Origin of the sequence: Candidatus Poriferisodalis sp. (assembly GCF_965203655.1) — a bacterium.
Taxonomy (GTDB): Bacteria; Actinomycetota; Acidimicrobiia; order Acidimicrobiales; family Poriferisodalaceae; genus Poriferisodalis.
Genome location: NZ_CBDBDD010000009.1, coordinates 17,908 through 32,279, shown reverse-complemented (window position 1 = coordinate 32,279; position 14,372 = coordinate 17,908). Strand labels below are relative to the sequence as shown.

At 68.6% G+C, this 14,372-nt stretch carries 10 protein-coding genes and 1 tRNA gene; 8 read left to right on the top strand and 3 right to left on the bottom strand.

The genetic code is table 11. The features are described 5' to 3' along the window. Together ACOGW9_RS11505 and ACOGW9_RS11500 are read right to left on the bottom strand one after the other, a co-directional pair. The gene (locus tag ACOGW9_RS11505; RefSeq protein WP_419911344.1) at positions 1-1,440 is read right to left on the bottom strand and encodes a sigma 54-interacting transcriptional regulator; all 1,440 of its coding nucleotides are present in this window, start codon (positions 1,438-1,440) and stop codon (positions 1-3) included. A 160-nt stretch (positions 1,441-1,600) separates the two neighbouring features. After that, positions 1,601-1,671, bottom strand: a tRNA-Tyr gene (locus ACOGW9_RS11500). Positions 1,672-1,793: 122 nt separating this feature from the next. Here ACOGW9_RS11500 and ACOGW9_RS11495 point away from each other — a divergent pair. The 6 genes from ACOGW9_RS11495 to ACOGW9_RS11470 all read left to right on the top strand — a co-directional run bounded on the left by ACOGW9_RS11495 (position 1,794) and on the right by ACOGW9_RS11470 (position 11,640). Further along, positions 1,794-3,047 (top strand): hypothetical protein, encoded by a 1,254-nt coding sequence (locus ACOGW9_RS11495; RefSeq protein ID WP_419911342.1) that lies wholly within the window; start codon positions 1,794-1,796, stop codon positions 3,045-3,047. Positions 3,048-3,148: 101 nt separating this feature from the next. Further along, positions 3,149-3,988, top strand: coding sequence for a succinate dehydrogenase cytochrome b subunit (locus tag ACOGW9_RS11490; RefSeq protein ID WP_419911340.1), 840 nt, complete (start codon positions 3,149-3,151; stop codon positions 3,986-3,988). Between the two features lies 1 nt (position 3,989). Beyond that, complete coding sequence (locus ACOGW9_RS11485) at positions 3,990-5,945, top strand: fumarate reductase/succinate dehydrogenase flavoprotein subunit (RefSeq protein WP_419911338.1); 1,956 nt, start codon at positions 3,990-3,992, stop codon at positions 5,943-5,945. Between the two features lie 53 nt (positions 5,946-5,998). After that, on the top strand, positions 5,999-6,760 hold the full coding sequence (locus tag ACOGW9_RS11480) for a succinate dehydrogenase/fumarate reductase iron-sulfur subunit (RefSeq protein ID WP_419856349.1): 762 nt from the start codon (positions 5,999-6,001) through the stop codon (positions 6,758-6,760). 61 nt (positions 6,761-6,821) lie between these two features. Then, positions 6,822-9,164, top strand: coding sequence for a hypothetical protein (locus ACOGW9_RS11475; RefSeq protein WP_419911336.1), 2,343 nt, complete (start codon positions 6,822-6,824; stop codon positions 9,162-9,164). Positions 9,165-9,216: 52 nt separating this feature from the next. Further along, a complete protein-coding gene (locus ACOGW9_RS11470; RefSeq protein ID WP_419911334.1) occupies positions 9,217-11,640 on the top strand; it encodes a hypothetical protein in 2,424 nt (807 codons plus the stop codon). 89 nt (positions 11,641-11,729) lie between these two features. Here ACOGW9_RS11470 and ACOGW9_RS11465 read toward each other — a convergent pair whose 3' ends face one another. Then, on the bottom strand, positions 11,730-13,169 hold the full coding sequence (locus ACOGW9_RS11465) for a PQQ-dependent sugar dehydrogenase (RefSeq protein WP_419911332.1): 1,440 nt from the start codon (positions 13,167-13,169) through the stop codon (positions 11,730-11,732). A gap of 67 nt (positions 13,170-13,236) precedes the next feature. Here ACOGW9_RS11465 and ACOGW9_RS11460 point away from each other — a divergent pair, with 67 nt between their 5' ends. Continuing rightward, complete coding sequence (locus tag ACOGW9_RS11460) at positions 13,237-13,728, top strand: pyridoxamine 5'-phosphate oxidase family protein (RefSeq protein ID WP_419911330.1); 492 nt, start codon at positions 13,237-13,239, stop codon at positions 13,726-13,728. A gap of 94 nt (positions 13,729-13,822) precedes the next feature. Then, positions 13,823-14,371, top strand: coding sequence for a hypothetical protein (locus ACOGW9_RS11455; RefSeq protein WP_419855195.1), 549 nt, complete (start codon positions 13,823-13,825; stop codon positions 14,369-14,371). Position 14,372: the final 1 nt, after the last annotated feature.

Sequence of the window (14,372 nt, the reverse complement as noted above, 5' to 3'; positions counted from 1 at the left end):
TCAACCACGCGAGCGGTAGGTAGCTCGCGCACCTACATGCTCCTTGTTGAGCCGCTTCGACAGGTGCAGGCCTTCGAGCACCAGCTCGACCGCCGAAGCCAGCACTGCGGGCGCGGCGCCTTCGTCCGACTGCGGTTCGGCCGCAGCGGCTACCAGCGACTCCGCGGCGACGGCCAGCGCCTGGTTGCCGGCGAGCAGCTCCATGTAGGCCTCCGAGCCGAGGTCGTCGCCGGTGTGCACCACCTTGCCCTCGCCGAAGCTGGCGACCACATCGGTCAGCTCGTCGGGCGAGAAGCGATTCTTGAACACTTCGAGCACGGCTGCCTTGAGCATGGTTTCCACGATCTTGCCGTCGCGCCCCTCCTCCATCGACTCGATCTCGATCTTGCCGGCGGTGGAGCTCATGAGCGATTCCAGATCGCTGACGCGGGGCACCACATGCCGCTCGCCGCGTTGCAGCGCCCGCCGGGTGGCGTTGGCCGCGAGCGTCTCGGTGTTGGTGACGGTCATGCGCACCGACACACCCGAGCGCTGGTTGACCTGGCTGCTGGCACGGGCCACATGGCTGAAGGTCGCCACGATCTCGGCCATGAAATCGGGCAGCGTGACCACCACGCCCTCGCCCATCTCGGTGAGGTCGAGCGGGCGGGCCTCCGCCGACGCGATGTCCATCTCGGTGTCGACATCGAGCGGGTAGTGGGTGCGGATCTGGGCGCCGAAGCGGTCCTTCAGCGGCGTGATGATGCGGCCCCGGTTGGTGTAGTCCTCGGGGTTGGCCGTGGCCACCAGCAGCACGTCGAGCGGCAGGCGGATCTTGTAGCCGCGGATCTGAACGTCACGTTCCTCGAGCACGTTCAGCAGGCCCACCTGGATCCGCTCGGCCAGGTCGGGCAGCTCGTTGATGGCGAAGATGCCGCGGTTGGTGCGCGGCACCAGCCCGTAGTGCAGTGTCAGCTCGTCGGACAGGTACCGGCCCTCGGCCACCTTGATCGGGTCGACCTCGCCGATCAGGTCGGCGATCGACGTGTCGGGCGTGGCCAGCTTCTCGCCGTAGCGAATGCTGCGATGCGCCCAGGCGATCGGCGTGTCATCGCCGTGCTCGGCAACCAGATCGAGCGCGTGGCGGGACACCGGGTTGTAGGGGTCGTCGAAGATCTCCGAGCCCTCGATGTAGGGCATCCACTCGTCGAGCAGGTTCACCAGCGAGCGGATCATGCGGGTCTTGGCCTGGCCCCGCTCTCCCAGGAACACCACGTCGTGGCCGGCCAGCATGGCGTTCTCGAGCTGGGGCAGCACCGTGTTCTCGTAGCCCAGCACCCCGTCGAACAACGGCTCGGACGCGGCGATGGCCTTGGCGGCATTCGCACGCATCTCCTCTTTGACCGGCCGGGAGACCCAGCCGATCTTGCGCAGTTCGCCGAGCGTGGTGGGTTGGGTCATGGCGGGCAACCTACCCGCCCGTTCCGGGGCCGCGCAGGTGTGTTGCACGGTGAGTTCCCTACGCGTAGCGTGAACGGTGGAGGCGCGGGGCTCGAACCCCTCGGGAGTGGTTTTGCAGTCCGTCCCGGTTGCGCCTCCAATTTGTCCCGCATAGCGTGACTGGTGGAGGCAAGGGGAATCGAACCCCTCGGGAATGGATTTACAGCCCCTCCCGGCCACCCGGCTGCCCCCTGGAACGAAGCCGTACAGCTCCGCTCCTCGAAGACCCCCGCTCGGCTAGCTGGGCGGGGGTCTCGCATGATATTCGCATTTTTCTCCTTTGCTCTTTTCGATATCTTTCAGTGATTTTCACGTTGACCTCCGAGGGCGGAGACGCCCGGGCGCTGACGGGCGACTGGCTGGTGCGGACCGCAGGGGCCGGCGAGTGGCGCACGGTGGCCGAGCAGGCGCTCGACGAGCGGGGCTGGGCGGTCACGCTGAGTCCCGGCCGGTGGTGGCTCGACCCCGAGTTGGGCGACGAGGTCGGCGTGCTCTACCGGCGTCATTTCGATCTGCCCGCTGATCTCGCGTCACAGCTCGATGCCGGTGCGCATCCTGAGGTGCGCTGGTGGCTGGTGGCGAGCGGGCTGTGCGAGCTCGGCCACTTCTGGCTCGACGGCGCGTACCTCGGGGATCTGCGGGGACGCCACATCGAGCACACGTTCGAGGTGAGCCATCTGCTGCGCAGCCGCAGCGAGCATCTGACTGCAGTCGAGGCATCGCACGGCGCTGTTCGGGTGCCCCAGAGCCACGACGCGCAGGTACGGATCAGCCGCACCGGACCGGCACGCATCGAGCGTGTGCGTGCGCTGGTGATCGAGGCCAGCCCCGACCGGGCAGTGCTGCGCATCGCCGCAACTGTCGACAGCGCCGGCACGCATCGATGCGAAGTCACCACCACGGTGCTGCGGACCGCCTCGGCGGGGACGGATCCGGCAGAGGTGGGTTCGGCAGGTACCGCGGCAGGTACACCGGCGAGCGAAGACGCTGTGCCGGGCGATGGTTTGGCCGTGTCCGAGCCTGTGCTGGCGCGCGGGCGCAACGAGCTGGAATGGCTGGTCGCGCTCGAGCGGCCATCGCTGTGGTGGCCCGCTGGGCTGGGCAACCAAGCGCTGTACTGCATCGACATCGACGTCGCCATCGACGGACGGTCCAGCCACGCAGTCAGGCTCTCGACGGGCATCCGGACCGTGTCGGTCCGCCGCGGCAGGCTGGCAGTGAACGGCGAACCGCTCCGTGACGGATTCGACGCGCTGCGCGTTGCCAAGCACGAACTGGGCCATCGGGGCGTCTACGAATCAGCGAACGCCGACGGCAAGCTGCTGTGCCAGCAGGTCACACTCGATCCCAGCGTGTTCATGGGCGCCGAACGCGGCCTGCGCGCCCTCGCCGCACAAGCCGCCGCAGTAGCCGCCGATCACGCAGGCCACCACCCCAGCGTCGCCGCCTGGCAACCAGTGCATCCACCCGGCAGCCGGCGTCGCACACCACGGCGCGGCTCATGGACCGATCGCACCGTGCGCCAAGCCATGCAGGCAGCCGACCCCACCCGCCCCGTTCTCACCTGAGCAGTGCGGCAGGCGCGCAAGTACCGTACGGCTCTGGCGCGACCAGCCCCCCGGGGCTCACCGCGCCGATCGCCGCACAACGCCACGCACGGGAGGAACACATGGCGCCGACTGCCACGCAGGCCGCCGGGTCTGCACCGGTGTTCAAGTCCAAGCGTCCGCTGCCATTCCCGCTGAACATCTACCAGTCAGCCATCGGCCGCAAGTGGGTCATGGCCTGGACCGGCATCGGGCTGCTGGGCTTCGTCATCGTCCACATGATCGGCAACCTGCACCTCTACGAGGGCCCGTCGCGGATGTACGAGTACGCCGAGACGCTGCGCGATCTCGGCGGCGGGCTGCTGCCCCGCACGCTGCTGCTGTGGATCATGCGGGTCGGGCTGCTGGCGATGTTCGTGGTGCACCTGCACTCGGCCTACACGCTGAAGGAGCGCAGCCGTCTGGCCTCGGAGCGAGCGGGCTTTGTGGGCGGCGCCAAGAAGTACGCATCCAAGCGCGACTACATCGCCGCCAACTACGCCTCGCGCACCATGCGCTGGACGGGTCCCATCGTGGGCCTGTACGTGCTGTTCCACCTGGCCGACCTGACGTGGGGCTGGTGGCTGGGCGACGCCTACGTGCGGGGCGATCCGTACCACAACGTGGTGGAGTCGCTGTCGTCGATCCCGGTGGCGATCATCTACGTCGTGGCCAACGTGGCGCTGGCCGTCCACATCTTTCACGGCACCTGGAGCATGTTCCAGAGCCTCGGCGTGAACAACCCGCGTTACAACGGGCTGCGCCGCAACCTGGCCACGGCGCTGGCCGGCGTGGTGCTCGTGGGCAACCTGTCATTCCCGGTGCTGGTGCAGGCCGGGCTGGTCGACGAGGACAACCGGGACTGCCCGGTCAACGACACCACCGGCCTGGAGTGTCTGGGCGAAGCTGCGGAGGCGCACTGACATGGCTGAATCACACAGCGGCCCGAATGGTGCATCCAACGGCGTGCTCGACTCCCGCGTGCCTGGCGGCCCGATGGCCGACAAGTGGACCGACCACAAGTTCTCCATGAAGCTGGTCAACCCCAACAACAAGCGCCGCTTCGAGATCATCGTGGTGGGCACCGGCCTGGCGGGCGCCTCGGCGGCTGCATCGCTGTCGGAGCTGGGCTACCGGGTGAAGGTGTTCACCTTCCACGACTCGCCCCGCCGGGCGCACTCGATCGCAGCCCAGGGCGGCATCAACGCGGCCAAGAACTACACCAACGACGGCGACTCGGTGCACCGGCTGTTCTATGACACGGTCAAGGGCGGCGACTACCGCAGCCGTGAGGCCAACGTGCATCGCCTGGCCGAGGTGTCGCTCAACATCATCGACCAGTGCGCCGCCCAAGGCGTGCCGTTCGCACGCGAGTACGGCGGCCTGCTCGACAACCGCTCGTTCGGCGGAGCGCAGGTCAGCCGCACGTTCTACGCCCGCGGCCAGACGGGCCAGCAGCTCCTGCTGGGCGCCTACCAAGCGCTCGCCAAGCAGGTGGCGGCCGGCGGTGTCGAGCTGTACACGCGCACCGAGATGCTCGACCTCGTCACCAAGGACGGGCGGGCCTGCGGCATCATCACCCGCGACCTCATCTCGGGCGAGATCGCAGCGCACACCGGCCATGCGGTGGTGCTGGCCACCGGCGGGTACGGCAACGTCTATTACCTGTCCACCAACGCCATGGCCTGCAACGTCACCGCCGCGTGGCGGGCACACCGGCGCGGCGCCTACTTCGCCAACGCCTGCTACACGCAGATCCATCCCACCTGCATCCCCGCCAGCGACGAGTTCCAGTCGAAGCTGACGCTGATGTCGGAGTCGCTGCGCAACGACGGCCGCATCTGGGTGCCCGAACAGCTCGACGACGCCCGCTCGCCGGACCAGATTCCGGAGTCGGAGCGCGACTACTACCTCGAGCGCAAGTACCCGGCCTTCGGGAACCTGGTGCCGCGCGACGTGGCCAGCCGCAACGCCAAGACCGTGGTGGACCAGGGCAAGGGCGTGGGCCCGCTGCGCAATGGCGTGTACCTCGACTTCTCCGAGGTGATCGAGCGCGACGGCCACCCCGCCGTGGCGGCGAAGTACGGGAACCTCTTCGACATGTACGAGCACATCACGGGAGAGAATCCCTATGCAGTGCCGATGCGCATCTACCCGGCCATCCACTACACGATGGGCGGGCTGTGGGTCGACTACCACCTGATGACCACGGTGCCCGGCTGCTACTCGATCGGCGAAGCCAACTTCTCCGACCACGGGGCCAACCGGCTGGGCGCCTCGGCGCTCATGCAGGGCTTGGCCGACGGCTACTTCGTGCTGCCGTACACGATCGGCGACGACCTGGCGGCCCGCCTGGGCGAGCCGGTGGTGCCGCTCAGCGACCCGGTGTTCGCCCAGGCAGTGTCGGAGGTGAACGACGCCACGCAGCAGTTCCTGTCGATCGGCGGCACCCGCTCGGTGGACTGGTTCCACCGGGAGCTGGGCAAGATCGTGTGGGACTACATCGGCATGGAGCGCACCGCCGAGGGCCTCGAGAAGGCCCTGTCGGAGATCCCGGCGCTGGAGGCCGAGTTCTGGGCCGATCTGCGGGTGCCCGGATTGGGCACAACGCTGAACTCCAGCCTGGAGAAGGCCGGCCGGGTGGCCGACTTCTTCGAGCTGGCCAAGTTGATGGCCCGTGATGCGCTCCTGCGCGAGGAGAGCTGCGGCGGGCACTTCCGGGCCGAGCACCAGACGCCCGAGGGAGAGGCGCAACGCGACGACGAGAACTTCGCCCACGTCGCCGCCTGGGAATGGCACGACACCGGCACCGTGCAGACCCGTCACGTCGAGGAGCTGGAGTTCGAAGAAGTGGCACTGACACAGCGGAGCTACAAGTGAGCGGGACCAACGGCCAGAACGGCCAGGCCAGCCAGCCGGCGCACGGTGGCACCTTGAGCCTCACGCTGCGCATCTGGCGCCAGGACGGACCCGATGCGCCGGGACGGTTCCACACCTTCGACGCCCCGGATATCAGCGAGGACATGTCGTTCCTGGAGCTGCTCGACATCATCAACGAGCGGCTGATCGACGAGGGCGGCATCCCGATCGAGTTCGACCACGACTGCCGCGAGGGCATCTGCGGCATGTGCAGCCTGATGATCAATGGCCGGGCGCACGGGCACGAGCTGGCCACCACCACCTGCCAGCTGCACATGCGGAAGTTCACCGACGGCGACGTCATCACGGTGGAGCCGTTCCGGGCGAAGGCATTCCCGGTGGTGCGCGACCTGGTGGTGGACCGCAGCTCGTTCGATCGCATCATCGAGGCCGGCGGCTACATCTCGGTCAACACCGGGGCGGTCGGCGACGCCAACCAGACGCCGGTGCCGAAGGAAGCCGCGGACACCTCGATGGACGCAGCGGCGTGCATCGGCTGCGGGGCGTGCGTGGCGGCCTGCCCGAATTCGGCAGCGCAGCTGTTCACCTCGGCGAAGCTGGCGCATCTCAACCTGATCCCCCAGGGCCAGCCCCAGCGCTGGGAACGCACCGAGGCGATGGTGGAGACGATGGAGCAGTACTTCGGCTCGTGCACCAATCACGGCGAGTGCACCGAGGCCTGCCCCAAGGAGATCAGCCTCGACTTCATCGCGTTCATGAACCGCGACTACGTCAAGGCCAAGATCAAGAACCGCAAGCTTGCTGGCCAGAGCTGAGCCGGTCAGGCGCTGATCGTACGCGTGACTATCGTGCCGCGTTCGTGGAGAGACTTCGCCCGTGACGCGCCATAACCGGCCCCGCTCCAGAACCGCCAAGGCGGCGGTGGCGCTGCTTGCGGCGCTGGCAATCGCCGTGCCTGCGCTCCCGGCTGCTGCACAGCAGCCGTCGAACTTCGTGCGCAGCGGGCCGAATCTGACGCTGGTCGTGGCGAGCTGCCCAGTTCCGGCCGATAACGCGGTCGCCGAGGCGCTGGCGGCCCACGCTCGCAACGCAGCGAAAGTGTGCGTCGATCCGAGCGGCCTGTCGCCGGACACCGCCGCGCTCATCGCCGAGTTCGCACCCGACCGTGTGATCGTGGTGGGCGGCGAGACGGCGATACCGGCGGCGGCGATGGACGAGCTGACGGAAGCGGCACGTGCTGCATATCGCTGGACGGTCGTCGAGCGCCTTGACGGCGCCACGCGAATCGAGACCGCCGCGCTGGCGGCGCGCGCCGCCCTCGAATCGCCCGAGGTCGCGGGCCCGGGCACCGTCACGCTGTTCGTTGCGAACGGCTGGAACGGCAGCGACGTGCGCACGGCTGCTGATGCAGCGGGCGTCACGGGCGATGCCGCTGTTGCGTACATCACGCCTCGCACCATCACCGAGGGTCTCCCCGCCGCGACAGCGTCGCTTCTTGCCGACTACCGGCCGGCGCGCGTCGTCGTGGTGGGCCGTCCCGACGAGATCGGCGCAGCCACCGAGATGGCGCTGGCTGCAGCGCTCGACGCGAACGATCTGGTCGTCGAGATCGAGCGCATCGCTGCGGCCGGCGAGCCTCGCTTCTTCACGCCCGAGGCATCGCCATCGGTCCAGCGGGCCCGCGAGATCTTCACGTCCATCGTCGAGGGCACGCACCGGCGCACGACGGTGACCGGCGAGCAAGCACCGGTCCTGGCGGCGAGTTCGGCGCGCGGCCCCCTGGGCTCAGGGCGCGGACACCGACTCTGGACGGTTCGCGCTGACGGCTCGGGGCGCCAGCTGCACTCGACAGAACACCGAGGCTGGGCGTGGAACCCCCACAGCGGCCAATTGAGCTGGACCGGCCTCGACGGGCGGCTGCGAGTCTCCGAGCTCGCCGGCGACGAGAGCGTCCTGTTCGAGCCGGGCCAGTACCCGGCCTGGTCACCCGACGGCAGCCATGTCGTCACCTTCAGCTTCGCCGGACCCTCCGCATTCGGTGCCCGCAATCGCACGACAGCGCACATTGCCACCGCGGACGGGCGCGGTCTCCGGCGAATTGGCGTTGTCGATTACCGCACGTTCCTCTATGCCGACTTGCCCCTGTCGTCATGGTCGCCCGACGGCAAGCACTTTGCCTATGTCGAGCTGGTCGCCGAAGGCGAGGCCGGTGAGACGACATCGGTCGCCCGCATCTGGTCGACCGATGCATCGGCGCCGACGATCACGCTCGGCGATGACGTCACGTTCCTCGGCTGGTCGCCTGACGGCTCCCGCTTCGCGTATGCCACGCCGAACGACTGCGACGGCAACGGGCGCGATGACAGCCAGATCCTGTGGGTGTCGGGCACCGGCGGCGCCGCACCTCGCGAGGTGGGTCCGATCGATCGCATCCAGTGGCGATTCGTGCATCTGTGGTCTGCTGACGGCCGCTACCTCGCCTACGAGTCGCTCGATCCGTCGGACTGCTCGACACACCTGAAGGTGGAATCGGCCACCGGGGAGGCCTCACCGCTCGGCGCGGTGGACGGCGGGCGGCTCATGGGCTGGTCGCCCAACGGCACCCACCTGGCATTCGGCATCACGGTCGGCATCGCGGGCAAGGGGGTGCCGCTGCGAGAGCACGCCTGGGTGGTGCGCCACGACGGCAGCGACCGGCGCGAGCTCGGCGAGGCGCGTCCGACGGTCTTCGGCCACGTGCTGTGGTCGCACGACGGCGAACACCTCGCCTACTCCGAGGTGCTGCGAGACGCCGAGGGTGAGCCCAGCGGAACCCGGCCCGTGGTGATGCGAACCGACGGGATCGGCGGTCCGACCCTGCTCGCCGAGATAGGCAACTTGCTCGCATGGTCGCCTATCGATGGCCGTCTGGCCTACGTCGCTCACTACGACCCCGACGGCGACAGCGAGATCGACCGTCGAGCGCTGCGGATCCACACGGTGGGATCGCCCGACGCCGACGTCACGCTCGTCTACGAGCTGACAGATATCACGCTGGGAGCGAGATGGTCGCCGGGCGGCGAATATCTCGGCTACGTCTCGGGTCCGACGGAGTTGCTGCTGGACTGGTTCATCAACCGCCGGCGCGGGTCGGATGCCTGGGTGGTGGCCACCAGCGAACCGCTCTGGACGCGCCGCCTGATCACCGATGTCACCTGGGGTGAATGGCAGCCCCGCTGAGCGCTGGCAGTGCAGCAGTAGTCAATCGACCCAGCGGTAGCATTCCGCCCCGATGAACATGCCTCATGCAATAGCCAGTCCGCACGCCCTGTCGGGTCGGCGACACGGGGGGCGGGCACGAGTTGCCGCTGCGGCGATGGCGCTCGCGACCCTGCTGGGTGCGGTCGTGCTGGCGACGCCCGCCGCAGCACAGGAACCGCCGGCGAACTACGTGCGCAGCGGGCCCAACCTGACGCTGGTGGTCGCGAATTGCGAAAGCTCGGCCGACACGACAGCAGCGGTGGAGCTGGCCCGGCATTCCCGCAACGCGGCCGCGGCATGCCTGAGCTCCGACGGCGTGCCCGAAGAGCTTTCAGAGCTCATCGCCACATTTGCACCCGATCGCGTGATGGTCCTCGGCGGCCCCGACGCCGTGCCGCCGGCGGTGATGGATGAGTTCTCCGCAGCAGTGCGTTCGGCCTACCGGTGGGGCGTGCTGCAGCAGCTCGACGGGGCTACCCGCGCCGAGACGTCGGCTGCGGCCGCTCGCATCGGGCTGGACTTGCCCGACCGCGTCGGACTCGACACTGTCGTGCTGATCGTGGCCGACGGCTGGAACGATGCCGACATCGACACTGCGAGGGAGTTCGCCGCAGGCTTCGAGGACGTCGCCGTCACCTACTTCTCGCCCGGCACCATCGCCGACGGGCTGTCTGACGCCACCGTGTCACTGATCACCGACTACCGGCCGGCGCGGATCATCTTCGCCGGACTCGCCGACGAAGCGGGCATGGCTGCGGAGGCAGCGGTCGAGGCAGTGCTGGAGGAGATCGAGTCCGATGTCTCGGTGGAGCGCGTTGCGCTCGCAACCGACGCACCGTCTCCTGCCGTGGAGGTGGCAACGCTCAACAGCGCTGCACGCACGACCTTCGAAGCCATCAGCAGGGGCGAGCGGGTCCTGCCCGCCGCCGCTGAGGGGAGCCAACCGCCGCCGTTCCTGGCGCTCACCAAGGCATCGGGCATCCGGGGCATCGGTTCCACGCTGTTCACGGTTCGGGCCGACGGCAGCGAACGCATGCTCCGCACCGTCGACCACAACGGCTGGGAATGGCACGACAGCGACGGGCGGCTGACATGGGCCGACGATGAGAAGCAGGTGCTGGTGGCAGCGCCCGACGGCGAAGCTGAGCTGGCGGTGCCCGAGGGCACGTGGCCGTGGCGGTCGCCCGACGGCAAGCACCTGCTCGTCTGGAACAACGCCGACACCAACGACAACAATCTCCTCGATTCCTTCGAGGCTCTGCTGTTCGACGCCGACGGTACGCCGCAGCGGAGCTTGGGTCAGATGGATGCGCACACCTGGCGGTACGGCGACCTCCGCGACTTCTTCTGGTCGCGCGACAGCGCCTACATGGCGTACGTCACCGAGCACACCGATCCCGAGACCGGCGACGAGATCAACCAGGCGCGCATCGAGCCCACCGACGGCAGCACCCCGCCCGTCACGCTGGCCGACGACGCCATCATCGTGCGCTGGTCGCCCGACAGCAGGCATCTCCTCTACGCCACACCGCACGAATGCCCCGCCGACCCCGCAGATGAGAGCTGGGTGCTGTGGCTTGCGTCTGCCGACGGCAGCGAGACACGTGAGATCGGCCCGATCCACCACCACGCCTGGGAGATATTCATCGTCAACCTGTGGTCGCCCGACGGGAAACACCTCGCGTACGAGGCACTCGATCCCGACGACTGCTCGACGGAGCTGCGCATCAGCTCGGTGGACGGAGACGGCGAGCCGGTGAGCATCGCTGAGAACGTGGAGTTCCTGGGATGGTCGCCCGACAGCAACTACCTCGAGTACGGCGAAGAGACCGACCGGCCGGTGACCGACTTCATCCTGCCCGAGCTGTCGTGGGTGGCCCATCGCGACGGGAGCTCGAAGCGCTTCATCGGCGAGGTTTCCCCGTCTGTGTACGGCTGGATCTTCTGGTCGCACGACGGCACGTACATCTCCTACACCGAGATGCTGCGCGACGACGATGGCGAGGTGGTGGGCCTGGCCGCCCGCGCCGAGCGAGCCGACGGCACGGGCGAGGTGACGACGCTGGCGGAGGCGGGCAGCTCGCTCGCGTGGTCCGACGACGACCGTGTCGCCTACGTGGCCCAGCACGACGACGACGGCGACGGTGTGCCCGAGCGCGAGGCGCTGTACCTGCACACACCGGGTTCGCCGGACGGCGACGTGGAGCTCGTGCGTGAGCTGCCCGCGCCGACGCGGGTTGCCATCTGGTCGCCGACCGACAGCCACCTGATCTACGCCTCGGGTTCGATCGAGTCGCTGATCGGCTGGTTCCGCGACCGCGGGCGCGGGGTGAACGTGTGGGGCATCGAGACCGGCCAGCCCCGATGGATGCACCGCCTGATCACCGATGTGACCTGGGGCGACTGGCAGCCCGAGATCAAGCCGGAGACCGAGGCTGAGGCCGACGCCGAGTAGGAGGTTGAGCCCTGGGCCCGAGCGGCCCGCGAGGCCAATCGCATGAGGATGGGGAACTAGAGCGGAAAGGCAGGGCGAAGCCGTGGCCTCTAGGGCTCTACGGCCGTTAGGCGGAACACAGTGCCGGCGACGCTGAGCGCGTAGAGCTCGCCGTCGGCGTCCTCGCCGAACGACACGAGCGTGTTGCGCGGCACCGACACGCCCAGATCGATGTGCTCGGCCGTGCCGTCGGGGCCGCGGACGAGGCCCCACAGATTGCCCGTGCAGTAGTCGCCGAACACGTAGGTGCCTGCCAGCGCCGCGATGGCGCTGCCCCGGTAGACGTAGCCGCCGGTCACCGAGCAGCCGTCGTCGTGGGTGTAGGTGTAGACGGGGAAGACGAGATCGGCGGGCGTCTCGCTCCCGCTGAAGCGCTCGTTGCCCTCGAACAGCGGCCAGCCCAGATTGGCCCCCGGCGACCAGCCGTCGGCGGTGGGCAGCACGTGGATTTCCTCGATGCGGTTCTGGCCCACGTCGGCGATCCACAGGTCGCCGGTCAGCCGGTCGAACGAGAAGCGCCACGGATTGCGGGCGCCATACGCCCACACCTCGGGCGCGCTGCCGGAGGGGAACGGGTTGCCGGCGGGGATGCCGTAGCCACGGCCGCCCGGCGGGTCGGGGTCGATGCGCAGCATGGCGCCCAGCAGCGTGTCGCGGTCTTGGCCCTGATCGAAGATGTCGTTCGCGCCGCCGCCGTCGCCGAAGCCGATCCATAGGTTTCCGTCGGGGCCGAAGGTCACCTCGCCGCCGTTGTGGTTGCAGGCGGGCTGATCGAGGGCCAGCAGGATCCGGCTGCTGCCGGTCTGTGGCGTCTCGCCCGTCATCGGCATCACGGCGATCCGGCTGTTGCGGGCGGTGTCGGTGTAGCTGAGATAGAGCTGCTCGCCGTCGGGCGAGAACGTGATGTCCAGCAGCCCGTTCTCGCAGCCCTGGCTGACCTTCGATCCGATGTCGGCCACGACCTGCGGAGCGGTCCCGGCGGCAGCGCCGCCATCGTCGTCGCGACCAACTGCGGGGTCCAGCAACCACACCTGCCCGGTCAGCGTCGCAACGTACCGCTGGCCGGTCCCGGGCCGAGCAGCTAGCGCGACCGGCGAGTCGATCTCGGCCACCGGCACCAACTCGAACCGTGTCTCAGCAAGCGAAGGGACATTGCCGTCGGCTGATGGCGCACTCGTCTGCGGCGGTGTCGTCGATCCGGGTTGCGTGCCTGCGGTGCCCGCGGCGTCGCTGCCGTCTATGCCGGCCGTGCCGTCGGTGCTGGGCGCGGTGCTCGCCGGACGTATCGTGGCGGACGCTCCGCCCGTCGTGCCGGTGGGCGGGACGGTCCGCAGCGCCGGCGGCGCCGTCACGACCGGTGTCGTTCCGCCAAACGCCGGGTCGACCTGCTCGACGACGGTTCTTCCGTCGGGATCGCCGGACGTGATCGCGCACGCGCCCGCCAAGAGCGTCGCCGCAAACAGCGTCACCGTCGCACGTGCCGACCTCACGGTGGCTGACCGTACCCACAGCGCTGGTGCAGAATCGCGCGGGGCAACCAGCGGAGGTGGCCGACAGATGAGCGGGGCTGACACTGAGACGAGCTGGGGAGCGTTCGCGGAGGCCAGCCCGGCACTGGCCGCACGCATCCAGGGCCGCTTCGAGAGCCACCTGCACGCGGTCATGGCGACGATCCGTGCCGACGGTTCGCCGCGCATGTCCGGCATGGAAGCCCCGATCCGCGACGGCCATCTCTGGCTGGGGATGGACCGCAACTCGCGCAAGGCCGCCGATCTGCGGCGCGATCGGAGGTTCGGGCTGCACTCAGCGCCCGAGAGCGGGGAGCTGAAAGCAGGCGATGCCCGTATCGAAGGCACGGCAGTGCCGGCCGACGCCGACCAGCTCGAGACCTTCATGCGCGGGCACCATCACGAGATCGACGACGCGACTCCGATGGCCCTGTTCACCGTGAGAATCGCTCACGCCGTGCTCGTGCGCGTCGACGGCCAGCATCTCGTCATCGAGACGTGGACCCCCGCAGGCGGCCTGACCGAACGCCGCCTCAGCTAGAACCTCCCCCCGCCTCCCGCCAGAACCGTCTGCGGCAATCCGCGCAGACAGGCGGCCCGTATCGACACGTAGAGTTCCCGCAGGGAGGCAGTTCATGGGCGACTGGTGGCAGGCTCTGACCGGCGATCTGCAGATCTTCTATGCGATCGCATTCATCTCCAGCTTCTTCCTGCTGGTGCAGATTGCGCTGCTGGCATTCGGCATCGGAGCGGATGTCGACATCGGCGACGAGGACCCGAGCAGCGGGTTCCTCTCGATCCGGACGTTGACCGCGTTCTCGTTTGCATTCGGCTGGACGGGCGTCCTCATGAAGCAGGCAGACCGCTCCACAGCCCTGTCAGTCGGCGTCGCCATCGCCGCCGGCCTCGCAGTGTTCCTTGCCGTGGGCTTCTTGTGGCGCTCGTTTGCGAAGCTCGGCGAGAGCGGCTCGGTCGACTACCAGTCCGCCGTGGGCGCACACGGCACCGTCTATCTCACGGTTGCTGCGAACCGTTCGAAACCCGGCAAAGTCGAAGTGATGGTGCAGGGACGCATGCGGGTCATCAATGCCCTGACGGAGTCCGACGAGAGCCTGCCGGCGCAGACTGCCATCACCGTCGTCGGCGTCGTCGACCCTTCGACCGTGCTCGTGGCACCTCACTAGC

What these genes read in the sequence shown, in the direction of transcription:
- ACOGW9_RS11485 (WP_419911338.1), top strand. Translation starts at nt 3,990, where the DNA reads ATGGCTGAATCACACAGCGGCCCGAATGGTGCATCCAACGGCGTGCTC.
- ACOGW9_RS11490 (WP_419911340.1), top strand. Translation starts at nt 3,149, where the DNA reads ATGGCGCCGACTGCCACGCAGGCCGCCGGGTCTGCACCGGTGTTCAAG.
- ACOGW9_RS11505 (WP_419911344.1), bottom strand. Translation starts at nt 1,440, where the DNA reads ATGACCCAACCCACCACGCTCGGCGAACTGCGCAAGATCGGCTGGGTC.
- ACOGW9_RS11470 (WP_419911334.1), top strand. Translation starts at nt 9,217, where the DNA reads ATGAACATGCCTCATGCAATAGCCAGTCCGCACGCCCTGTCGGGTCGG.
- ACOGW9_RS11460 (WP_419911330.1), top strand. Translation starts at nt 13,237, where the DNA reads ATGAGCGGGGCTGACACTGAGACGAGCTGGGGAGCGTTCGCGGAGGCC.
- ACOGW9_RS11455 (WP_419855195.1), top strand. Translation starts at nt 13,823, where the DNA reads ATGGGCGACTGGTGGCAGGCTCTGACCGGCGATCTGCAGATCTTCTAT.